Source organism: Streptomyces fradiae ATCC 10745 = DSM 40063, from assembly GCF_008704425.1.
Classification (GTDB): Bacteria; Actinomycetota; Actinomycetes; order Streptomycetales; family Streptomycetaceae; genus Streptomyces; species Streptomyces fradiae.
In genome coordinates, this window is sequence record NZ_CP023696.1 from 5,644,931 (window position 1) to 5,667,316 (window position 22,386).

The 22,386-nt window shown below is 72.8% G+C and carries 15 protein-coding genes; 11 read left to right on the forward strand and 4 right to left on the reverse strand.

From position 1 onward, the window contains the following. Window positions 1–107: 107 nt before the first annotated feature. The 8 genes from CP974_RS24750 to CP974_RS24785 all read left to right on the forward strand — a co-directional run bounded on the left by CP974_RS24750 (window position 108) and on the right by CP974_RS24785 (window position 11,587). Window positions 108–1,031, forward strand: a complete 924-nt coding sequence (locus CP974_RS24750; RefSeq protein WP_031131171.1) for a carbohydrate ABC transporter permease — start codon at window positions 108–110, stop codon at window positions 1,029–1,031. Between the two features lie 14 nt (window positions 1,032–1,045). Next, complete coding sequence (locus CP974_RS24755; protein ID WP_223844406.1) at window positions 1,046–2,062, forward strand: carbohydrate ABC transporter permease; 1,017 nt, start codon at window positions 1,046–1,048, stop codon at window positions 2,060–2,062. A 214-nt stretch (window positions 2,063–2,276) separates the two neighbouring features. Next, entirely contained in the window at window positions 2,277–3,488 is a 1,212-nt protein-coding gene (locus tag CP974_RS24760) for an ROK family transcriptional regulator (RefSeq protein ID WP_085921417.1), read from the forward strand. Window positions 3,489–3,608: 120 nt separating this feature from the next. Next, window positions 3,609–4,706, forward strand: a complete 1,098-nt coding sequence (locus CP974_RS24765) for a substrate-binding domain-containing protein (RefSeq protein ID WP_031131177.1) — start codon at window positions 3,609–3,611, stop codon at window positions 4,704–4,706. A gap of 734 nt (window positions 4,707–5,440) precedes the next feature. Further along, window positions 5,441–6,235 (forward strand): ATP-binding cassette domain-containing protein, encoded by a 795-nt coding sequence (locus CP974_RS24770; RefSeq protein WP_037937885.1) that lies wholly within the window; start codon window positions 5,441–5,443, stop codon window positions 6,233–6,235. Then, a complete protein-coding gene (locus tag CP974_RS24775; RefSeq protein ID WP_031131781.1) occupies window positions 6,232–7,572 on the forward strand; it encodes a sugar ABC transporter permease in 1,341 nt (446 codons plus the stop codon). The genes CP974_RS24770 and CP974_RS24775 overlap by 4 nt, the downstream gene beginning before the upstream one ends. Before the next feature lie 337 nt (window positions 7,573–7,909). Beyond that, the gene (gene dxs, locus CP974_RS24780) at window positions 7,910–9,874 is read left to right on the forward strand and encodes a 1-deoxy-D-xylulose-5-phosphate synthase (RefSeq protein ID WP_051839426.1); all 1,965 of its coding nucleotides are present in this window, start codon (window positions 7,910–7,912) and stop codon (window positions 9,872–9,874) included. A gap of 171 nt (window positions 9,875–10,045) precedes the next feature. After that, complete coding sequence (locus CP974_RS24785; protein ID WP_051839427.1) at window positions 10,046–11,587, forward strand: amino acid permease; 1,542 nt, start codon at window positions 10,046–10,048, stop codon at window positions 11,585–11,587. Between the two features lie 184 nt (window positions 11,588–11,771). On the opposite strand, the gene CP974_RS24790 is transcribed toward CP974_RS24785, so the two are convergent. Then, the gene (locus CP974_RS24790) at window positions 11,772–12,149 is read right to left on the reverse strand and encodes a PIN domain-containing protein (protein ID WP_031131786.1); all 378 of its coding nucleotides are present in this window, start codon (window positions 12,147–12,149) and stop codon (window positions 11,772–11,774) included. A gap of 70 nt (window positions 12,150–12,219) precedes the next feature. On the opposite strand from CP974_RS24790, the gene recQ reads away from it, so the two are divergent. Continuing rightward, window positions 12,220–14,061 carry a DNA helicase RecQ gene (gene recQ / locus CP974_RS24795; RefSeq protein ID WP_031131788.1) on the forward strand — a complete coding sequence of 614 codons (1,842 nt, stop codon included), beginning with the start codon at window positions 12,220–12,222 and terminating at the stop codon, window positions 14,059–14,061. A gap of 305 nt (window positions 14,062–14,366) precedes the next feature. Here the strand turns inward: recQ and CP974_RS24800 are convergent, their stop codons facing one another. Both CP974_RS24800 and CP974_RS24805 read right to left on the reverse strand, forming a co-directional pair. Then, window positions 14,367–16,496 carry a 3-hydroxyacyl-CoA dehydrogenase NAD-binding domain-containing protein gene (locus tag CP974_RS24800; protein WP_031131790.1) on the reverse strand — a complete coding sequence of 710 codons (2,130 nt, stop codon included), beginning with the start codon at window positions 16,494–16,496 and terminating at the stop codon, window positions 14,367–14,369. Beyond that, on the reverse strand, window positions 16,493–17,719 hold the full coding sequence (locus CP974_RS24805; RefSeq protein WP_031131791.1) for a thiolase family protein: 1,227 nt from the start codon (window positions 17,717–17,719) through the stop codon (window positions 16,493–16,495). The genes CP974_RS24800 and CP974_RS24805 overlap by 4 nt, the downstream gene beginning before the upstream one ends. Before the next feature lie 425 nt (window positions 17,720–18,144). On the opposite strand from CP974_RS24805, the gene CP974_RS24810 reads away from it, so the two are divergent. After that, complete coding sequence (locus tag CP974_RS24810; protein WP_031131792.1) at window positions 18,145–18,504, forward strand: hypothetical protein; 360 nt, start codon at window positions 18,145–18,147, stop codon at window positions 18,502–18,504. 175 nt (window positions 18,505–18,679) lie between these two features. Continuing rightward, window positions 18,680–20,902, forward strand: a complete 2,223-nt coding sequence (locus CP974_RS24815; RefSeq protein ID WP_078915602.1) for a catalase — start codon at window positions 18,680–18,682, stop codon at window positions 20,900–20,902. Between the two features lie 114 nt (window positions 20,903–21,016). On the opposite strand, the gene CP974_RS24820 is transcribed toward CP974_RS24815, so the two are convergent. Continuing rightward, complete coding sequence (locus CP974_RS24820) at window positions 21,017–22,315, reverse strand: HRDC domain-containing protein (protein WP_031131795.1); 1,299 nt, start codon at window positions 22,313–22,315, stop codon at window positions 21,017–21,019. Between the last annotated feature and the right edge of the window lie 71 nt (window positions 22,316–22,386).

The window sequence follows — 22,386 nt, forward strand, 5'->3', positions numbered from 1 at the left end:
GCCACCGGCGGACCGGACCGGCCCGGCCGCCGTCGCGGCGCACCTGACCAGGCCCGGCCGGACCACCGCCGCGGCACCGTCGGAAGAGGGGAAGGGCGCACAGCCCCATGCAGCACGGCAAGTACCGCTTCATCGCGGGGTTCCTGGCCCCGCCCCTGATCGTCTACGCCGTCTTCGTCGTCTCGCCGTTCGTCCAGGCCTTCCAGATCTCCCTGACGGACTGGTCGGGACTGGTCGGCTCGGCGCGCTTCGTCGGCGCGGACAACTTCGTGCGGCTCTGGGAGAGCGACGAGTTCTGGAACGCGCTGCGGCACAACGTCTACATGCTGGCCTTCGTGCCGCTCGTCACCCTGGCGCTCGGGCTGTTCTTCGCCTTCATGCTGAACGTGGGCGGCCGGCGGCGGAGGAACGAGGTGGTCACCGGGGTCGCGGGTGCCCGCTTCTACACGTTCGTCTTCTTCTTCCCGCAGGTCATCTCCATCACGATCATCGCCGTCATCTGGTTCAACATCTACAACCCGGACCCCGACGACGGCATGCTGAACTCGCTGCTCGGCGCGGTCGGCCTGGACGGGCTGCAGAACGCCTGGCTGGGGGAGAAGAGCATCGCCCTCTGGTGCATCAGCGCGGTCATGGTGTGGGGGCACGTCGGCTTCTACGTCGTCCTGTTCTCCGCCGCCATGGCCTCCATCCCGCGCGACATCTACGAGGCCGCCCTGCTCGACGGGGCGAGCCGCCACCACACGTTCTTCCGGATCACGCTGCCCCTGCTGTGGGACACCGTCCAGACGGGCTGGGTCTACATGGGCATCATCGCCCTGGACGCCTTCGCGCTGGTGCAGATCATGTCCGTGAACATGGGCGGCCCGGACGGCGCCACCGACGTCATGCCGCTCCGGCTCTACCTGACGGCGTTCCGCGACAGCCAGTACGGCTACGCGGCGGCGATGGGCGTCGCGATGCTCGCCGTCACCATGGCCTTCGCCGTGCTCACGCTGCGCTTCGCGCGCCGTGAGCGGATCGAGTACTGAGGGAGAGGCGGCACATGGCCACCGACGAGATCCACCAGGCGGCCGGCCCCGAGCCGACCGGCCCCGGACCCACCGGCTCCGGACCGACCGGCTCCGGACCGACCGGGCCCGCCCACCGGGTCGCCGAGGGGCCCGCCGGCGGGGACGCCACGGCGCCCGCCGGCCGGGGGCCGGGGCGTGCCGGGGGGAGCTCCACCGAAGGGGGCGTGCTCAACGTCTTCTCGCACGGCATCCTCGTGCTCTGGGCGCTCATGGTCGGCGTGCCGCTCCTGTGGGTGCTCTGGAGCTCCTTCAAGGACAGCAACGGCATCCTCACCGACCCCTGGGGCCTGCCGACGGTCCTGCACTGGGAGAACTGGTCCAACGCCTGGGACGAGGCGAACATGGGCCGCTACTTCGTCAACACCTCCATCGTCGTGGGCGGCTCGGTCGTCGGCACGATGGTGCTGGGCTCCATGGCCGCGTACGTGCTGGCCCGCTTCACCTTCCCGGGGAACCGGATCGTCTACTACCTGTTCGTGGCGGGCATGTCGTTCCCGGTGTTCATGCTGGTCATCCCGCTGTTCTTCGTGATGCGGGACTTCCCGGGAAGCTCGCTTCTGGCCACGTACCACGGACTGATCCTCGTCTACATCGCCTACTCGCTGCCGTTCACCGTCTTCTTCATGACGGCGTTCTTCCGGACGCTGCCGACCTCCGTGGCCGAGGCCGCGATGATCGACGGCGCCTCGCACACGCGGACCTTCTTCCAGGTGATGCTGCCCATGGCGAAGCCGGGCCTGATCAGCATCGGGATCTTCAACTTCCTGGGCCAGTGGAACCAGTACCTGCTGCCGATGGTGCTGAACCAGCAGGAGGACAAGTACGTCCTGACCCAGGGCCTCGCGATGATCGCGCTCCAGCAGGGCTACGAGAACGACTGGGGCGCGCTGATGGCCGGGATGGTGATCGCGATGCTGCCGGTGCTGGTGGTGTACGCGGTATTCCAGCGGCAGGTCCAGGCGGGGCTCACCGCGGGCGCCCTGAAGTAGGCTCCGGCCGCGACGTACGGAACGTGAACCGCCCACCGGGTGCTTTCGGCCCCGGTGGGCGGTTTCTTTCCGCGGTATGACCGGCAAGTCGTCTTTCTTGTGATATTCGCCGCTCATCGGAGCTTCGTGATGCTCAAGGCCTTGACGGGGGCCAACGCGAAAGGCTCATCTTAGAGTTCACATGTTGGAGAAAACGGCAGGAGTGAGAGAGTCGATGGAGACTCCGGGGTCGCAGACGTCTCTGCATCGCGCCAACCTCGAGCGGGTCGTGCGCGCCGTCCGAATGGCCGGGTCGCTCACCCAGGCGGAGATCGCCCGGACCACCGGGCTGTCCGCCGCGACGGTCTCCAACATCGTGCGGGAGCTGAAGGACGGCGGCACCGTCGAGGTCACGCCCACCTCCGCCGGCGGCCGGCGGGCCCGCAGCGTCTCGCTCAGCGGCGACGCCGGGATCGTCATCGGCGTCGACTTCGGCCACACCCACCTGCGCGTCGCCGTGGGCAACCTCGCCCACCAGGTCCTCGCCGAGGAGAGCGAGCCGCTCGACGTGGACGCCTCCTCCGCCGAGGGTTTCGACCGGGCGGAACAGCTGGTCAAACGGTTGATCGAGACCACCGGCATCGGCCCGGGCAAGGTGATCGGCGTCGGCCTCGGCGTTCCCGGTCCCATCGACGTCTCCTCCGGCACGCTCGGCTCCACGTCGATCCTGCCGGGGTGGTCCGGCATCAACCCGGGCCAGGAGCTGTCCAGGCGCCTCGGCGTCCCCGTGTACGTCGACAACGACGCCAACCTCGGCGCGCTCGGGGAGCTGGTCTGGGGCGCCGGCCGGGGGGTGCGGGACCTGGCGTACATCAAGGTCGCCAGCGGCGTCGGCGCCGGCCTGGTCATCGACGGCCAGATCTACCGGGGACCGGGCGGCACGGCCGGCGAGATCGGCCACATCACGCTCGACGAGTCGGGCCCCGTCTGCCGCTGCGGCAACCGCGGCTGCCTGGAGACCTTCGCCGCCGCCCGGTACGTGCTGCCGCTGCTCCAGCCGAGCCACGGCCCGGACCTGACCATGGAGCGGGTGGTCCGGCTCGCCCGCGAGGGGGACCCCGGCTGCCGCCGGGTCGTCGCCGACGTGGGCCGCCACATCGGCAGCGGCGTCGCCAACCTCTGCAACCTGCTCAACCCCAGCCGGGTGGTCCTCGGCGGCGATCTGGCGGAGGCGGGGGAGCTGGTGCTGGCGCCCATCCGCGAGTCCGTGTCGCGGTACGCGATCCCCAGCGCGGCACGGCAGTTGGCGGTCTCGCCCGGCGCCCTCGGAGGGCGCGCCGAGGTGCTGGGCGCCCTCGCCCTCGTACTGAGCGAGATGGGCGACTCGACCCTGCTCGACGGCGCACGGCCGTCCGGTCGCCGCCCGGCCGCGCCTGCGTTCACTTAAGTAACGCATGGCACCGTTGTCATCTCGTTAAGAATTTACTCCTTGACGACAGCACTGCGGCCGAGTTGACTCACGTCCACCTCGGCCGCAGTGTCGCGGCCTCGTCAGGGAGGCAACCCAATGAACGCAGTGACGCGTCGCGTCGTCATAGGTACGGCCGCGGTGTCCATGGCCCTGTCCCTCGCCGCCTGCGGCAAGGCGGGAGACGGCGACTCGGCCGGCGGCGGCGGTGACGGCAAGACGATCGGTCTGCTCCTGCCGGAGAACAAGACCACCCGCTACGAGACCTTCGACCGCCCCATCATCGAGGCGAAGATCAAGGAGCTGTGCTCCGACTGCGAGGTCAAGTACAACAACGCCGCGCAGGACACCGAGACCCAGAAGAAGCAGTTCGACGCGCTCGTCACGCAGGGCGTCAAGGTGATCATCCTCGACGCGGTCGACTACAAGGCCACCAAGTCCTGGGTCGAGCAGGCCGACAAGAAGGGCGTCAAGGTCGTCGCGTACGACCGGCTCGCCGAGGGTCCGATCGCCGCCTACGTCAGCTACGACAACGAGAAGATCGGCCGCCTCCAGGGCGAGGCCCTCGTCAAGGCGCTCGGCGCCCAGGCGAAGTCCGCCAACGTTGTCATGATCAACGGCTCGCCGACCGACCCGAACGCCCCGCTCTTCAAGAAGGGCGCCCACGGCGTCCTCGACCAGCAGGTCGGCAAGATCGTCTACGAGCAGGACATCCCCGACTGGTCCCCGGACGAGGCCAACAAGAAGATGGGCGCCGCCATCGACTCCCTCGGCAAGAACGGCTTCCAGGGCGTCTACTCCGCCAACGACGGCATGGCCGGCGGCATCATCACCGCCCTCGAGAAGCAGGGCGTCAAGGTCCCGGTCGGCGGCCAGGACGCCGAACTCGCCGGTCTGCAGCGCATCCTGAAGGGCCAGCAGGCCTTCACCATCTACAAGCAGATCAAGCCCGAGGCGGAGACCACCGCCGAGATCGCCGTGGCGATCCTCAAGGGCGAGAAGTTCGACCAGCTCACCCCGACCAAGGTCACCAGCCTCACGGGCGAGTTCAAGGACATCCCGGCGAAGCTCTACGACGCGCGGATCGTGACGAAGGACAACATCGCCGACACGATCATCGCGGACCAGGTCTACAAGGCCGCCGACCTCTGCACGGCCGAGTACAAGGCCGCGTGCGAGGCGGCCGGCATCAAGTAGGCCGGCCCTCCCGGCCGCCGGCGCGTCGGGCCCCGGGGCCTCCGGGCCCGCACCGCGCACCTCCCGGTGCGGCCCGGCCACCGCGGCCGGTCCGAGAGGCCGCGGCCGCGGCTCCGGTCCGCGTACGGCCGGGGACCGGGGTCCGGAGCCTCCAGCCCGGGTACCGAGTCCCGCGTTCCCGAGCCTCAGGTGGGAGCCGGGAGCCGGGAGCCGGGAGCCGGGAGCCCGGACCAGGGCCCCGGCGTCCGGCTCCAGGCCCGGAGCCCGCGCCCGGCCCGGTGACCGACCCGGCCACACCCGGCCCCGGGCGGGTGACCGGCTCCGGATGGGCCGCACCGGCCCGGGGTCCGGCCCCGCCCCCCGCCCCCGTCCCGGCCCCCGGTCACCCCGGCGCCGGCCTGCCACCGCAAGCCCCGGCTCGCAGGCGGCAGCCCCCAGGACGGGGCCCACAGGGGCCACGGACCGGGACACCCGGGACCGCCGCCGGCGGGCCAGGCGTCCGGCCCCGGCCCCAAACCCGGTCCCCGGCCCCAAACCCGGTCCCCGGCCCCAAACCCGGTCCCCGGCCCCAAGCCCGGCCCCCGGCCCGGCCCTCGGGCACGACCCCGGCCCCACCCCGCAGCCGGTCCGGTGCCCGCCCGCGTCCACGCCCCGCAGCGGCGGGCGGGCCCCGGACTCCCCTCGCATCCCCCCGTGCCACGTACCACCGTCCCCGCCGAGCGCGGGTGAAGGAGATGATTCACGTGTCCGCTACGCCCGTGCTGGCGTTGCGCGGAGTCTCCAAGCGGTTCGGCGCCGTCCAGGCGCTCACCGACGTAGACCTGGAGATCCACGCCGGTGAGGTCGTCGCCCTCCTGGGCGACAACGGCGCCGGAAAGTCGACCCTCGTCAAGACCATCTCGGGCGTCCACCCGATCGACGAGGGCGCCATCGAATGGGAAGGCCGCCCCGTCCGCGTCGCGCGGCCCAACGACGCCCAGGAGCTGGGCATCGCCACCGTCTACCAGGACCTCGCGCTCTGCGACAACCTGGACGTGGTCGCCAACCTCTTCCTCGGCACCGAGCTGCGCCGCGCCTCCGTCCTCGACGAGATCGCGATGGAGAAGCGCGCCAAGGAGCTCCTCGACACCCTGTCCATCCGCATCCCCAGCGTCCGCATCCCGGTGGCCTCCCTCTCCGGCGGCCAGCGGCAGGTCGTGGCCATCGCCCGCGCCCTGATCGGCGCCCCGAAGGTCGTGATCCTGGACGAGCCGACCGCCGCCCTCGGCGTGGAGCAGACCGCGCAGGTCCTCGACCTGGTCGAACGGCTCCGCGAGAACGGCCACGGCGTGATCCTCATCACCCACAACATGGCCGACGTGCGGGCCGTCGCCGACCGCGCGGCCATCCTCCGGCTCGGCCGCAACAACGGTGTCTTCTCCGTCAAGGACACCTCGCACGAAGAGATCATCGCCGCGATCACCGGCGCCACGGACAACGCCGTCACCCGCCGCCAGGCGCGCACGGCCACGAAGGAGGACGCGAAGTGAGCGACCTCACCAAGACCCCCGAGACCCCCGAGACCCCCGAGACCCCCGAGACCGCCGAGGACCGGGGCCCCGCCGCCCCGAGCGGCGCCGAGCAGTCCGCCGCGCCGGTCCCCGCCGTCGACCCGCGCCTCCTCGTCCGCGAGGAGGGGCTCAAGGGCTACTGGACCGAGTTCACCCGCAAGGTGCGCGGCGGCGAACTGGGCTCCCTGCCGGTCCTCGTCGGCCTGATCGTCATCGCGATCGTCTTCCAGTCGCAGAACGGCAACTTCCTGTCGGCCGGCTCCGTCGCGAACATCGCGGTCTACAGCTCCGGCCTCGGCATCATGGCCGTCGGCATCGTCTTCGTCCTCATCCTCGGCGAGATCGACCTGTCCGTCGGCTCCGTCGCCGGCGTCGGCGCGGCCGTGTGGGCCGTGCTCAGCGTGAGCAACGGCCTCGGCGACTGGCTCGCCGTGCTGGCCGCCCTCCTCGTCGGCCTCGCCCTCGGCCTGCTGCACGGCTTCTTCTTCGCGAAGGTCGGCGTGCCCGCCTTCGTCGTCACCCTGGCCGGCTTCCTCGGCTGGAGCGGCCTGCAGATCTGGCTGATGGGCAAGGAAGGCACCATCAACACGCCCTCCGGCAGCTTCGTCGAGAACCTGACCGGCTACTACTTCGAGGACAAGGCCGCCGCCTACGGCCTCGCCCTCGTCGCCGTCCTCCTCTACGCCGGCTCCCTCCTGCTCGACGTCAGGCGCCGTCGCGCGGCCGGCCTGCCGTACCGCCCGGCCTCCGAGGTCGCCCTGCGCGCCGGCGCCGTCGCGGTGCTCTGCTTCGCCGTCGCCTACGTCCTGAACGAGCCGGCGGGCGCCCGCGGGCTGCCGCTCGCCCTCGTCCTCTTCCTCGCCGTCCTTCTCGCCGCCGACTTCGTGGCCCGCCGCACCTCCTTCGGCCGCAAGGTGTTCGCGGTCGGCGGCAGCGCCGAGGCCGCCCGCCGCGCCGGCATCAACGTGGACCGCATCCGCATCACCGTGTTCGGCCTCTCCGGCCTGCTCGCCGCGTTCGGCGGCCTCTTCGTCGCCAGCCTCTCCGGGGGCGCGAGCAAGAGCCTGGGCGGCGGCAACACGCTGATGCTGGTCATCGCGGCGGCCGTCATCGGCGGCACCAGCCTCTTCGGCGGGCGCGGCAAGGTCTGGTCCGCCCTCCTCGGCATGGTCGTCATCCAGTCGATCCAGCAGGGCCTCAACATGCTGGGCATGGCCAGCGAGATCCAGTACATGATCACCGGCGCGGTGCTCCTCGTCGCCGTCGTCATCGACTCGGTCTCCCGCCGCACCCAGAAGGACGCGGGCCGCGCGTAGCGACGCGGATCACTCCCGCAGTGCCCGGCGCCGGGCAACCGGCGCCGGGCACCGCCGCGTCCACAGAGGCAGCGGGTCGAACGGCGGCGCCGCGCCCGCGGGCGCGGCGCCGCCCCCTCACCGGGACGGCCGTGGCCGACACCACGTCCCCGCCGCGCGTCCCGCCGCCCACGGCGGGGTAGATCGGCGTACGTTCGTATCGGCCGCTCGTGTGATCGTCGCAGTGCCCTCCGGGGCATGGCCCGATGTCCGCACTCCGGGACGGAACATTAGACTCGGCGGATCGGCACGCTCGACCGGCTCAACCTCGACCAGCCCAACACGCAAGGAGGCACGGGTGGCATTGCTGACCCGTATCAGGGGACCGCGCGACCTCGACCGGCTCTCCCCGGAGCAGCTTGACCGGCTGGCCTCGGAGATCCGCACCTTCCTCGTCGACGCGGTCTCCAAGACCGGCGGGCACCTCGGCCCGAACCTCGGCGTGGTGGAGCTGACCATCGCCCTGCACCGCGTCTTCGAGTCGCCCAGGGACAGGATCCTGTGGGACACCGGTCACCAGTCGTACGTGCACAAACTGCTCACCGGCCGCCAGGACTTCTCCAAGCTGAAGATGAAGGGCGGCCTCTCCGGCTACCCGGCGCGCGCCGAGTCCGAGCACGACCTCATCGAGAACTCGCACGCCTCCACCGTCCTGGGCTGGGCGGACGGCCTCGCCAAGGCCAACGAGCGGCTCGGCCGGGACGACCACGTCGTCGCGGTCATCGGCGACGGCGCCCTCACCGGCGGCATGGCCTGGGAGGCCCTCAACAACATCGCCGACGCCAAGGACCGCCCCCTCGTCATCGTCGTCAACGACAACGAGCGCTCCTACGCCCCGACCATCGGCGGCCTCGCCAACCACCTGGCGACCCTGCGCACCACCGACGGGTACGAGCGGTTCCTCGCCCGCACCAAGGACATCCTCGACCGCACCCCGGTCGTCGGGAAGCCGCTGTACGAGACGCTGCACGGCGCGAAGAAGGGCCTGAAGGACTTCATCGCCCCGCAGGGCCTCTTCGAGGACCTCGGCCTGAAGTACGTCGGGCCCATCGACGGCCACGACATCACCGCCGTGGAGTCCGCCCTCCAGCGCGCCAAGCGCTTCAACGGCCCGGTCATCGTCCACTGCCTCACCGAGAAGGGCCGCGGTTACCAGCCCGCCCTCCAGGACGAGGCGGACCGCTTCCACGCCGTCGGCAAGATCCACCCGGACACGGGCCTGCCGATCGCCTCCTCCGGCGCCGACTGGACCTCCGTCTTCGCCGACGAGATGGTCGCCCTCGGCAAGGAGCGCGAGGACATCGTCGCCATCACCGCGGCCATGCTCCAGCCGGTCGGCCTCGACAAGTTCGCCAAGGCCTTCCCCGAGCGGGTGTACGACGTCGGCATCGCGGAGCAGCACGCCGCCGTGTCCGCGGCCGGCCTGGCCGCCGGCGGCCTGCACCCGGTCGTCGCCGTCTACGCGACCTTCCTCAACCGCGCCTTCGACCAGGTCCTCATGGACGTCGCCCTGCACGACTGCGGTGTGACGTTCGTCCTGGACCGGGCCGGGGTCACCGGCACGGACGGCGCCTCCCACAACGGCATGTGGGACATGTCGATCCTCCAGGTCGTGCCGAACCTGCGGATCGCCGCGCCCCGCGACGCCGACCAGGTCCGCGCCCAGCTGCGCGAGGCCGTCGCCGTCGAGGACGCCCCGACCGTCGTGCGCTACTCCAAGGGCGCCGTCGGCCCGGCCGTCGAGGCCGTGTCCCGCGTCGGCGGCATGGACGTGCTGCGCGAGCCGGGCACCGACCGGCCGGACGTGCTGCTGGTCTCCGTCGGCGCGCTCGCCCCGATGTGCCTGGAGATCGCCGACCTCCTCGACAAGCAGGGCATCTCCACCACCGTCGTCGACCCGCGCTGGGTCAAGCCCGTGGACGAGGCGATGGCGCCGCTCGCCGACCGGCACCGCGTCGTCGTCACCGTCGAGGACAACGGCCGCGCGGGCGGTGTCGGCAGCGCCGTCGCGCAGGCGCTGCGCGACGCGGGCGTCGACGTGCCGCTGCGCGACTTCGGCATCCCGCAGCGGTTCCTCGACCACGCGTCCCGCGCCGAGATCCTCGCCGAGATCGGCCTGACGGCCCCGGACATCGCCCGCCAGGTCACCGGCCTGGTCTCGAAGCTCGACGGCCTGCACCAGGCGCGGGTCCGCCCGGCGGAGGAGGCCCCCGCGGGGGCCGGGGCGCACGGCGGGAAGGCGACGCAGCCGGTCCGCGACTGACGCCTCCGGCGGGCCGCGCGCCGCGGGCCGACCGCGGCGCCCACCCCGGCGGAAGACCGCACGGTGACGGGCCGGTGGGACCACCCTGTTCGGGTGGTCCCACCGGCCCGTTCGTGTGACAACCACCCCGCGCATGCACCAGATCCGGCCAACTGTCCGGATCATGACGGAGTGAGTACACAGAGCGGCCCACCGGCCGGCCGGAAGAGCGGGCTGTTCCGCACCAAGTCGGTCGAGCAGTCCATCCAGGACACCGAGGAGCCCGAGCGCGGGCTCCGCAGATCGCTGTCCGCGCTCGACCTGACGATCTTCGGCGTCGGCGTCATCATCGGCACCGGCATCTTCGTCCTCACCGGCAAGGTCGCCAAGGAGAACGCGGGCCCCGCCACGGCGCTCGCCTTCGTCGCCGCCGGTGTCGTCTGCGCGCTGGCCGCGCTCTGCTACGCCGAGTTCGCCTCGACCGTCCCGGTCGCCGGGTCCGCGTACACCTTCGCGTACGCCTCGCTCGGCGAGCTGCCGGCCTGGATCATCGGCTGGGACCTGGTGCTGGAGTTCGCGCTCGGCACCGCCGTCGTCGCGGTCGGCTGGTCCGGGTACGTGCGCTCGCTCCTCGACAACGCCGGCTGGCGCCTGCCGGACAGCCTCTCCGGCAGCGAGGTGGCGGAGGGCTTCGGCTTCGACCTGCTGGCGTTCCTCCTGGTGCTGCTGCTGACCGGGGTGCTGGTGCTCGGCATGAAGCTGTCCGCCCGGCTCACCGCCGTCGTCGTGGTCATCAAGGTCACGGTGGTCCTCGTGGTGATCGTCGCGGGCGCCTTCTTCGTCAAGGCCGCCAACTACCAGCCGTTCATCCCCGAGACGCAGAAGCAGCCCGGCGGCGCCGGCCTCGACGCGCCGCTCGTGCAGCTCCTCTTCGGGTACGAGCCGACCAACTTCGGCGTCATGGGCATCTTCACCGCCGCGTCCATCGTCTTCTTCGCCTTCATCGGCTTCGACGTCGTCGCGACCGCCGCGGAGGAGACCCGCGTCCCGCAGCGGGACATGCCGCGCGGCATCCTCGGCTCGCTGTTCATCTGCACCGCCCTGTACGTGGCCGTCTCCATCGTCGTCACCGGCATGCAGAACTACACCCGGCTCTCCGTCGACGCGCCCCTCGCCGACGCCTTCAAGGCGACCGGGCACCCCTGGTACGCCGGCTTCATCAGCTTCGGCGCCGCCGTCGGCCTCATCACCGTCTGCATGATCCTGCTGCTCGGCCAGACCCGCGTCTTCTTCGCGATGAGCCGCGACGGACTGCTGCCCCGCTTCTTCTCCCGCACCCACCCGGTGTACTCCACCCCGTACCGCGCGACCGTGCTGCTCGGGGTGGCCATCGCCGTCATCGCGGGCGTGACCAGCATCGACGAACTCGCCACCCTGGTGAACATCGGGACGCTGTTCGCGTTCGTCATCGTCGCCGTGGGCGTCGTCATCCTCCGCCGCACCCGCCCCGACCTGCCGCGCTCCTTCCGCACCCCGCTGGTGCCGTGGCTGCCGGCCGCCTCCGTGGCCGCCTCGCTGTGGCTGATGCTGAACCTGCCCATCGAGACCTGGATCCGCTTCGCCGCCTGGATGGCCCTGGGCGTCGTCGTCTACTTCCTGTACGGCCGCACCCACAGCCGCCTGGCCCCCGGCTCCGCCACCTCCCGCGACGAACCCCCCGCCCCCCGCCGCTGACCGGCACCGCGCCCCGGGCCGGCGCCCCGACCGCCGGGCGGGCCGGTCGCACGGGCGGGCCGGTCGCCGGTCGGACCCGCCGTCCGGGCCGCTCCGGAGGCCCGCCCGGCGCGGACGAGCGGTCCCGGACGGCCGTACGCGACGTTCCCGCAGACCGCGCGGAAGCGGACCGGACGAGCGGTCCTCAGACGGGCCGCACCGTGCGCGGGCCCGCGTGCCCGGCGCCGTGCTCGGCGACGCGGCGGCGCAGCTCCCGGTCGGCCGTGACCACCACGCAGCGCCGCCCCCGCGCCGCACGGGCCAGCTCCACGATGGTGTCGTCGCCCCCGCCGGGCGCGGCCACCACCCGCACGCCCTCCACCGGCTCCACGCCGCGCGCCCGGCCCTCCACCACCAGCACCACCTCCAGCGGGCCCGGCAGCACCCCGGGCACCCCCTCGGCCGCGTACCGGACGAGGCCGTCGCGCAGCCGCTCGGCGGCGCCCCGGCGGTCGCGCCACCAGCCGTCCGGCACCGAACCGACCACGTTCGCGGCGTCCACGATCAGCAGGGGGGAGCTCATGGCCTCCACGTTATCCACAGGTTCCGGCCGGATTTCTCCGGGCCCCGCGCGGCGCTCGTACTATGGCCGAATGACTTCCCCGCACGCATCCGACACGGACCCCGCCCTCGAGGTCCTCGGCCGGGTCTTCGGCTACGACTCCTTCCGCGGAGAGCAGCGGGAGATCATCGAGCACGTCGCGGGCGGCGGTGACGCGCTCGTCCTCATGCCGACCGGCGGCGGCAAGTCGCTGTGCTACCAGATCCCCGCGCTGCTGCGCCCCGGGGTCGGCGTCGTCGTCTCCCCGCTGATCGCGTTGATGCAGGACCAGGTCGACGCGCTGCGCGCCGTCGGCGTGCGCGCCGGCTTCCTCAACTCCACGCAGGACCCGGACGAGCGGCGGATGGTGGAGGCCGAGTTCCTCGCCGGTGAGCTGGACCTGCTGTACCTGGCGCCCGAGCGGCTGCGCGTCGACGCGACGCTGCGGCTGCTGGAGCGCGGCACGATCTCGCTCTTCGCCATCGACGAGGCGCACTGCGTCGCCCAGTGGGGCCACGACTTCCGGCCGGACTACCTCCAGCTCTCCCAGCTCCACGAGCGCTGGCCCGACGTGCCGCGCATCGCCCTGACCGCGACCGCGACGCGGGCGACGCACGCCGAGATCGCCGCCCGGCTGAAGCTGCAGGACGCCCGGCACTTTGTCGCCAGCTTCGACCGGCCCAACATCCAGTACCGCATCGCCCCGAAGAACGAGCCGCGCAAGCAGCTCCTCGCCCTGCTGCGCGGCGAGCACGAGGGCGACGCGGGCATCGTCTACTGCCTGTCCCGCGCCTCCGTGGAGAAGACCGCGGCGTTCCTCGTCGAGCACGGCATCGACGCCGTCCCCTACCACGCCGGCCTCGACGCCCGCGTCCGCGCGGAGAACCAGTCCCGCTTCCTGCGGGAGGACGGCCTGGTCGTCGTCGCGACGATCGCGTTCGGCATGGGCATCGACAAGCCGGACGTGCGGTTCGTCGCCCACCTCGACCTGCCGAAGTCCGTGGAGGGGTACTACCAGGAGACCGGCCGCGCGGGCCGCGACGGGCTGCCGTCCACGGCCTGGCTGGCCTACGGGCTGAACGACGTGGTGCAGCAGCGCCGCATGATCGACACGGGCGAGGGCGACGAGGAGCACCGTCGCCGCCTCGCGGCGCACCTCGACGCGATGCTGGCGCTCTGCGAGACCGTGGAGTGCCGCCGCGTGCAGCTGCTCGCCTACTTCGGCCAGGAGAGCGGCCCCTGCGGCAACTGCGACACGTGCCTGACGCCGCCCAAGTCGTGGGACGGCACCGTCGCCGCGCAGAAGGCGCTGTCGACGGTGGTCCGGCTGAAGCGCGAGCGGGGCCAGTCGTTCGGCGTCGGGCAGATCGTCGACATCCTGCTGGGCCGCAAGACCGACAAGGTGATCCGCTTCGACCACGACGCGCTGAGCGTCTTCGGGATCGGCACGGAGCTGACCGAGGCGCAGTGGCGCGGCGTGGTGCGGCAGCTGCTGGCGCAGCGGCTCCTCGCCGTGCAGGGCGAGTACAACACCCTCGCCCTCACCGAGGACTCCGCCGAGGTGCTGTCCGGCCGCCGGCAGGTGCTGCTGCGCAGCGAGCCGGAGAAGCCGGCCCGCGCCTCCGCGAAGTCCGGCGGCGGCCGGAAGAAGGCCGCGCCCGCGGACCTGCCCGAGGAGGCGCTGCCCGTCTTCGAGCGGCTGCGCGCCTGGCGGGCGGCCACCGCCAAGGAGCAGGGCGTCCCGGCGTACGTCGTCTTCCACGACGCGACGCTGCGGGAGATCGCCGTCGCCCCGCCCGCGACCCTCGCCGAGCTGGGCGCGGTCGGCGGGGTCGGGGAGAACAAGCTCGCCAAGTACGGCCAGTCGCTGCTGGACGCCCTGGCCGGGGAGTGAACCCCCGCCCTCCGGGCACGCCCCGAGCCCCCGCGCCGCCCCGCGCCGCGCGGGCCCCGCGCCGCGCGGGCCCCGCGCAGGGGTGAGCCGCCGGCCCCGCCGGACGGGACCGCGGCCTGGCGAGTCCGCCCGCGTCGCCGCGGGCGGCGCGTACCCGGCCGTGAACCCCCGCGGTGCGCGCCGCACGACGCCCCGCCGCGTCGCGGGCCGGCGGGGCGGGTGGCCGATGGAACGGCGGACGGGCCGTACGGGGAGGGGATCCCGTACGGCCCGTCCGGCCCTCGGCTGCCTGGGCCGCGCGGTCGTTACGCGGGGACGCTCGCGACGCCCTGCGGCAGGAACGGCTTGCCGTTCACGCGCTCCGACACGCCCTCGCGGTCCAGGTACGGCGTGATGCCGCCCAGGTGGAAGGGCCAGCCGGCACCGGTGATCAGGCACAGGTCGATGTCCTGCGCCTCGGCGACGACGCCCTCGTCCAGCATGAGGCCGATCTCCTGCGCGACGGCGTCCAGGACGCGGGCGCGGACCTGCTCCTCGGTGAGGACGGTGTCGCCCTGCTTCAGCAGCGCGGCGACCTCCGGGTCCAGCTCCGGCTTGCCCGAGTCGTAGACGTAGAAGCCGCGCTTGCCCGCCTCGACGACGGCCTTCAGGTTCGGGGACACCGTGAAGCGGTCCGGGAAGGAGCGGTTCAGGGTCTCCGACACGTGCAGGCCGATGGCCGGGCCGACCAGCTCCAGCAGGACCAGCGGCGACATCGGCAGGCCGAGCGGCTCGACCGCCTTCTCCGCCGTCGCGACGGGGGTGCCCTCGTCGATGACGTTCTGGATCTCGCCCATGAAGCGGGTCAGGATGCGGTTGACGACGAACGCCGGGGCGTCCTTCACCAGCACCGCGGTCTTCTTCAGCTTCCTGGCGACGGCGAAGGCCGTGGCCAGCGACGCGTCGTCGGTCTGCTCGCCGCGCACGATCTCCAGCAGCGGGAGGATCGCGACCGGGTTGAAGAAGTGGAAGCCGACGACCCGCTCCGGGTGCCGGAGCTTCGACGCCATCTCCGAGACCGACAGCGACGAGGTGTTGGTGGCGAGGATCGCGTGCGCCGGGGCGACCGCCTCGACCTCCGCGAACACCTTCTGCTTGACGGACATCTCCTCGAACACGGCCTCGATGACGAAGTCCGCGTCGGAGAAGCCCTCCGCCTTGTCCAGGACACCGCTCACCAGCGCCTTGAGGCGGTTGGCCTTGTCCTGGTGGATGCGGCCCTTGCCGAGCAGCTTGTCGATCTCGGCGTGGACGTAGCCCACACCCTTGTCGACGCGCTCCTGGTCGATGTCGGTGAGGACGACCGGGACCTCCAGGCGGCGCAGGAACAGCAGCGCCAGCTGCGAGGCCATCAGCCCGGCGCCGACGACGCCGACCTTGGTGACCGGGCGGGCCAGGCTCTTGTCCGGGGCGCCGGCCGGGCGCTTGGCGCGCTTCTGCACCAGGTTGAAGGCGTAGATGCCGGAGCGCAGCTCGCCACCCATGATCAGGTCGGCGAGGGCGGCGTCCTCCGCGTCGAAGCCCTTCTGCAGGTCGCCGTCCTTGGCCGCCTCGATGATGTCGAGGGCCCGGTAGGCGGCCGGGGCGGCGCCGTGCACCTTGCCGTCCGCGATGAACCGGCCGCGCGCCACGGCGGCGTCCCACGCCTCGCCGCGGTCCACCTCGGGGCGCTCCACGGTGACGTCGCCCTTGAGGACCTTCGCGGTCCACAGCAGCGACTGCTCCAGGAAGTCGGCACCCTCGAACATCGCGTCCGCGATGCCCAGCTCGAAGACCTGCTTGCCCTTGAGCTGGCGGTTCTGGTTGAGCGAGTTCTCGATGATCACCGAGACCGCGCGGTCCGCGCCGATCAGGTTCGGCAGGATCGCGCAGCCGCCCCAGCCGGGGACGAGGCCCAGGAAGACCTCGGGCAGCGAGAAGGCCGGCACGGCCTTGGACACGGTGCGGTACGAGCAGTGCAGACCGACCTCGACACCGCCGCCCATCGCCGCGCCGTTGTAGTACGCGAAGGTGGGGACGGCCAGGCCGGACAGCCGCTTGAAGACGTCGTGGCCGCCCTTGCCGATGGCGAGCGCGTCCTCGTGGCGCTTCAGCAGCTCGACGCCCTTGAGGTCGGCGCCGACCGCGAAGATGAACGGCTTGCCGGTGAGGCCGACACCGGCGATCTCACCGTCGGCGGCCTCCTTCTCGACCTGGTCGATGGCGGCGTTCAGGTTGGCCAGCGACTGCGGGCCGAAGGTGGTCGGCTTGGTGTGGTCGAAGCCGTTGTCCAGCGTGATGAGGGCGAAGCGGCCCGCGCCCAGCGGAAGGTCGAAGTGGCGTACGTGCGCCGTCGTCACGACCTCGTCCGGGAACAGCTCGGCCGCGCCCTTCAGCAGCTCGGTGGTGCTGGTCACTTGGTGCCTCCGGCGTCCTTGTGGTTCGGGTTCTCCCAGATGACCGTCGCGCCCATGCCGAAGCCGACGCACATGGTCGTGATGCCGTAGCGGACCTCCGGCTGCTCCTCGAACTGCCGGGCCAGCTGCGTCATGAGCCGGACGCCGGAGGAGGCCAGCGGGTGGCCGAAGGCGATGGCGCCGCCGTACCGGTTGACGCGGGCGTCGTCGTCGGCGATGCCGTAGTGGTCGAGGAACGCCAGCACCTGGACGGCGAACGCCTCGTTGATCTCGAACAGGCCGATGTCGCCGATGGACAGGCCGGCCTTGGCGAGGGCCTTCTCGGTCGCCGGGATCGGGCCGTAGCCCATGACCTCCGGCTCGACGCCCGCGAAGGCGTAGGAGACGAGGCGCATCTTGACGGGCAGCTCGTTCTCGCGCGCGAACTCCTCGGACGCGATGATCGAGGCGGTGGCGCCGTCGTTGAGGCCCGCGGCGTTGCCGGCGGTGACGCGGCCGTGGACGCGGAAGGGCGTCTTCAGGTTCGCCAGGCTCTCCAGCGTGGTGCCCGGGCGCATCGGCTCGTCGGCGGTGACCAGGCCCCAGCCCGTCTCGCCGGCCTCGGCGTTGGTGCGCCGCACGGAGATCGGCACCAGGTCCTGCTGGATCTTGCCGTCGGCGTACGCCTTGGCGGCCTTCTCCTGGGAGCGGACGGCGTACTCGTCGGCGCGCTCCTTGGTGATGTGCGGGTACCGGTCGTGCAGGTTCTCGGCGGTCATGCCCATGAAGAGGGCCGACTCGTCCACGAGCTTCTCGGAGACGAACCGCGGGTTCGGGTCGGCGCCCTCGCCCATCGGGTGGCGGCCCATGTGCTCGACACCGCCCGCGATGACGGCGTCGTACGCGCCGAAGGCGATGGAGCCGGCGGCCGTCGTCACGGCCGTCAGGGCGCCCGCGCACATCCGGTCGATGGCGTAGCCGGGGACCGACTGGGGCAGACCGGCGAGGATGCCGGCCATGCGGCCGATGGTGAGGCCCTGGTCGCCGATCTGGGTGGTCGCCGCGATGGCGACCTCGTCGACCTGCTGCGGGTCGAGGCCGGGGTTGCGGCGCAGCAGCTCCCGGATGGCCTTCACGACGAGATCGTCGGCGCGGGTCTCGTGGTAGATGCCCTTCGGGCCCGCCTTGCCGAACGGGGTGCGGACGCCGTCGACGAAGACGACGTCCCTGACGGTACGAGGCACGATGGCTCTCCTCCAGGGTGCGGGATGGCACTGCTGCGGCACACGCGGCTAAGCGCGCGCTTGCTGCCCCCATGCTACTTACGGGTAACCAGACTGCACAGTCCCCCCGCCGGGAGCGTCGAAGGTCACACCCCCGCCCCCGCGCACACCTCGCCCCCCGGAGCCCGCGCATGCTGCCGCCGGGCGCCGTACCACGCCCCTCTCGCGGCCCGGCGCCGCGCCCCGGGCGTCGGCGTCCCCGGTGTGCGGTGCGGCGGGCCCACGGGCGCCGAAGACGGGGGACGGGCCGGGCGGACCCCCGCGCGGCGACCGGGCCTGATCCGCCCGTGCGGGGTTCCCGGTGGGCGCGGACGATTCCGGCCATGTGACGACGGTGTTCCCCCGCGGACCCGCCGCTGGGGCGCGGGGGCGGCAGGATGCCTCGTATGGCTGACGACACCGGCATACAGGACCCCGCTCGGGCGCGGCGGGGCGGTTCGGCTCCGTTCCTCTTCGTCGTGGTGGAGAGCGCCGTCACGACGCTGCTCGCCCTGAGCTGGCTGGTGACGGCCCTGGCGATGTACCTGGAGTCGTCCACCGCCGTACCGGGCGCCCGGGTGCCGGAGGGGCACGGGGGACTGGCCTGGGCGGCCTGCGGGGTCCTCGGGTCGGTGGTCGTCACATGGCTGCTGCGGCTCGTGCCCGGACACGTGCTGCGGCACGCCGTGGACGGGGTGGCCGTGCTCCGGCTGGTCGCCGTCCTGGTCGTCACCGCCGTGCTGTTCCTGGACCTCGTCGACGGCTGAACCTCCCGGCCGGTGGGGTCCGCGGAGAACCGGGCGGTTGGAAAGCGGGCGGGCGGGCACCCGGCCGAACGCCGCGACCGCGTGTGCCGTTGGACGGACGTGCGCGTGCCGGGCGTTAGCCCCGGCGCCGCGGCGGTCAAGGCTCAGGCGAATCCGTCCCGTACCAGGAGGCCGCATGACGAACCCCCCGATCCCCGGCGCCCCCAGCCCCGAGCCGCCGTCCCTGGACGAGCCCACCGAGGTGCGCGAGCCGCTGCCGCCCAAGCCCGACCAGACCGGCCCGGAGACGGTCGGCCCCACCGGCCAGCCCACCGGCGCCGACCGCGCGCGGGTCGCCCAGTCCGGCGCGTACCTGACCACCGCGCAGGGCGCGCGCCTCTACGACACGGACCACTCCCTCAAGGCGGGCCCGCGCGGCCCGGTCCTGCTCCAGGACCACCACCTGCGCGAGAAGATCACCCACTTCGACCACGAGCGCATCCCCGAGCGCGTGGTCCACGCCCGCGGCGCCGCCGCCCACGGGGTCTTCCGCGGGTACGGCACGGCGTCCGGGGTGTGCCGGGCGGCCTTCCTCGGCAAGGACGTCGAGACCCCGGTCTTCGTCCGCTTCTCCACGGTCCTCGGCTCGCGCGGGTCGGCCGACACGGTCCGCGACACGCGCGGCTTCGCCACGAAGTTCTACACCAGCGAGGGCACCTTCGACCTGGTCGGCAACAACATCCCGGTCTTCTTCATCCAGGACGCGATCAAGTTCCCCGACGTCATCCACGCCGGCAAGCCCCACCCCGACCGGGAGATCCCGCAGGCGCAGTCCGCCCACGACACGTTCTGGGACTTCGTCACCCTGCACACCGAGGCGACCCACCACACGCTGTGGAACATGTCGGACCGGGGCATCCCCCGCTCGTACCGGATGATGGAGGGCTTCGGCGTCCACACCTTCCGCCTCGTCGCCGCGGACGGCTCCACCACACTGGCGAAGTTCCACTGGAAGCCGAAGCTGGGCGTCCACTCCCTCGTCTGGGAGGAGGCGCAGATCATCAACGGGATGGACCCCGACTTCCACCGCCGCGACCTCGCCGACGCCATCGAGGCGGGTGCCTTCCCCCAGTGGGAGCTGGGCGTCCAGACCTTCCCCGACACCCCGGAGCAGACCTTCGAGGGCATCGACCTGCTCGACCCGACCAACATCGTCCCGGAGGAGCTGGCCCCCGTGCAGCCCATCGGGCTGCTCACCCTCAACGCCAACCCGTCCAACTACTTCGCCGAGACCGAGCAGGTCGCCTTCCACCCCGGCCACCTCGTGCCCGGCATCGACATCACCGACGACCCGCTGCTGAGCGGACGCCTCTTCTCCTACCTCGACACCCAGATCAGCCGTCTCGGCGGGCCGAACTTCGGGCAGATCCCCATCAACCGCCCGCACGCCCCCGTCAACGACATGCTCCGCGACGGCATGCACCAGACGGCCGTCCACCGCGGCGTCGCGCCGTACCGCCCCAACTCGCTCGACGGCGGCTGCCCCTTCCTGGCGGGCGCGGACACCGGCGCGTACGTCGAGACGCCCGTGACCGTGCCGGAGGCGAAGAAGGAGCGGACGGCGCCCGAGACGTTCGCCGACCACTTCAGCCAGCCGCGCCGCTTCTGGCTGAGCATGACGCCGCCCGAGCGGGAGCACATCATCGGCGCGTACACCTTCGAGCTGGGCAAGTGCTACGAGCAGGCGATCAAGGAACGCGGGCTGAAGGTCCTCGCCAACATCGACGCCGAGCTGTGCCGCCGCGTCGCCGAGGGGCTGGGCCTGCCCGCTCCCGAGCCAACCGTGCCGGCGGCGGACGTGGCGCCGAGCCCCGCCCTGTCGCAGCTCGGCCGGGAATGGCCGGTGGAGGGCCGGATCGTCGGGATCGTCGCCGCGCCCGACGGCGACCTGGAGGGCGTACGGGCCGCCCGGAGCGCCCTGCTGGAAGCGGGCCTCGTGCCGCTGGTCGTCGCCCCGGCGGGCGGGATGCTCGACGGGGACGGCGGCGACCCCGTCGCCGTGCAGCGCACCTTCGCCACCGCCCGGTCCACCGAGTTCGACGCGCTGCTGCTGGCCGGGGTGCCCGCACGGGGCGGCGACGCCGGCGGAGCCCGCGACGCCAAGGCCGGCGACGCGGCGACCGCGGCGCGGGGCGTCGACCCGCGGGTGCTGCTGATGGCGTCCGAGGCGTTCCGCCACGCGAAGGCCATCGCCGTCTGGGCCGGGGCCCAGGCCGCGCTGGAGGCGGCCGGGGTGCCGCTGGACGCGCCGGGCGTGGCCGTCGCCGAGTCCGGTGAGCGGGCGGTGGCGGAGGTCCTCACGCTGCTCCCGGCCCATCGCGTCTGGGAGCGGTTCCCGGCCACCCTCGGGGCCTCCTGAGCCGCCCGGCGCGGTCCGCGCGGGACCCGCACGGGGGCTGCCCGCCAGACGGGCCCGCGTGACACGCCGCCGCCCCCTCCCCGGCCGTACCGGGGAGGGGGCGGCGGCGCCGTCTCAGGGCTTCGCGGTGCGCAGCGCCCCGGCCAGGGCGGGCGTCACCAGCTCGATCTGCCACGGGCGGGCGCCGTGGCCGGCGAGCACCTGCGCCACGGAGTCCTCCGACGCGTCCCGGGGCGGCTCCCAGCAGACCCGCCGGACGGTGTCCGGGGCGATCAGGTTCTCCTGCGGCAGGCTCAGCGTCTCGGCCAGCGCCGACACCACCGCGCGCGCCGCCGACAGGCGCGCCGCCGCCGCCGGGTCCTTCTCCGCCCAGGCGCGCGGCGGGGGCGGCCCCGCCAGCGCCTGGCCGGGCTGCGGGAGCTGCGCGTCCGGCAGCGCCTTGGCGCGGTCCACGGCGGCCTGCCACTGCTCCAGCTGCCTGCGCCCCATGCGGGACCCGAAGCCGGGCAGCGCGGTCAGCGCCTGCACGTCGGCGGGCAGGGCGAGCGCGGCCTCCACGATCGCCGCGTCGCTGAGCACCTTGCCCGGCGAGACGTCGCGCCGCTGCGCGATCCGGTCGCGGGCGGTCCACAGCTCCCGTACGACCGCCATCTGGCGGCGGCGGCGCACCTTGTGCATCCCGGAGGTGCGGCGCCAGGGGTCCTTGCGGGGCGGCGGGGGCGGGGCCGCGGCGATGGCGGCGAACTCCTGGCGGGCCCACTCGAGCTTGCCCTGCCGGTCGAGCTCCTTCTCCAGCGCGTCGCGCAGGTCGACCAGGAGCTCCACGTCGAGCGCGGCGTACCGCAGCCACGGCTCGGGCAGCGGGCGGGTGGACCAGTCCACCGCGGAGTGGCCCTTCTCCAGGACGTACCCGAGGACGGACTCGACCATCGCGCCGAGGCCGACGCGGGGGAAGCCCGCGAGGCGGCCGGCCAGCTCGGTGTCGAACAGCTCGGAGGGCAGCATGCCTATGTCGCGCAGGCACGGCAGGTCCTGCGTGGCGGCGTGCAGGATCCACTCGGTGCCGTCGAGGGCCTCGCCGAGGGCGGACAGGTCGGGGCAGCCGACCGGGTCGACCAGGGCCGTGCCCGCGCCCTCGCGGCGGAGCTGCACGAGGTAGGCGCGCTGCCCGTAGCGGTAGCCGGACGCCCGCTCGGCGTCGACGGCCACGGGGCCCGTGCCGGCGGCGAACGCCTCGACGACGCGGGCCAGGGCCTCGGCGTCGGCCACGACGGGCGGGACCCCCTCGCGGGGCTCCAGCAAGGGGATCGGTTCCGGGGCCGCCGTCCGGCCGGCTGCGACGCCGTCGTCCGGAGGGCCGCCCCCGGTGGTTCGCAGTGGTGTCTCTTCTGCGGTGTCTTGGGCGTCGGTCACCTGTCAAGGGTATCGGGGAACGCGAGGCGCCCGCCGACGGAACGTTCCGTCGGCGGGCGCGGTGGGGGTCG

What these genes read in the sequence shown, in the direction of transcription:
- CP974_RS24750 (WP_031131171.1), top strand. Translation starts at nt 108, where the DNA reads ATGCAGCACGGCAAGTACCGCTTCATCGCGGGGTTCCTGGCCCCGCCC.
- CP974_RS24755 (WP_223844406.1), top strand. Translation starts at nt 1,046, where the DNA reads ATGGCCACCGACGAGATCCACCAGGCGGCCGGCCCCGAGCCGACCGGC.
- CP974_RS24760 (WP_085921417.1), top strand. Translation starts at nt 2,277, where the DNA reads ATGGAGACTCCGGGGTCGCAGACGTCTCTGCATCGCGCCAACCTCGAG.
- CP974_RS24765 (WP_031131177.1), top strand. Translation starts at nt 3,609, where the DNA reads ATGAACGCAGTGACGCGTCGCGTCGTCATAGGTACGGCCGCGGTGTCC.
- CP974_RS24770 (WP_037937885.1), top strand. Translation starts at nt 5,441, where the DNA reads ATGATTCACGTGTCCGCTACGCCCGTGCTGGCGTTGCGCGGAGTCTCC.
- CP974_RS24790 (WP_031131786.1), bottom strand. Translation starts at nt 12,149, where the DNA reads ATGAGCTCCCCCCTGCTGATCGTGGACGCCGCGAACGTGGTCGGTTCG.
- recQ (WP_031131788.1), top strand. Translation starts at nt 12,220, where the DNA reads ATGACTTCCCCGCACGCATCCGACACGGACCCCGCCCTCGAGGTCCTC.
- CP974_RS24810 (WP_031131792.1), top strand. Translation starts at nt 18,145, where the DNA reads ATGGCTGACGACACCGGCATACAGGACCCCGCTCGGGCGCGGCGGGGC.
- CP974_RS24815 (WP_078915602.1), top strand. Translation starts at nt 18,680, where the DNA reads ATGACGAACCCCCCGATCCCCGGCGCCCCCAGCCCCGAGCCGCCGTCC.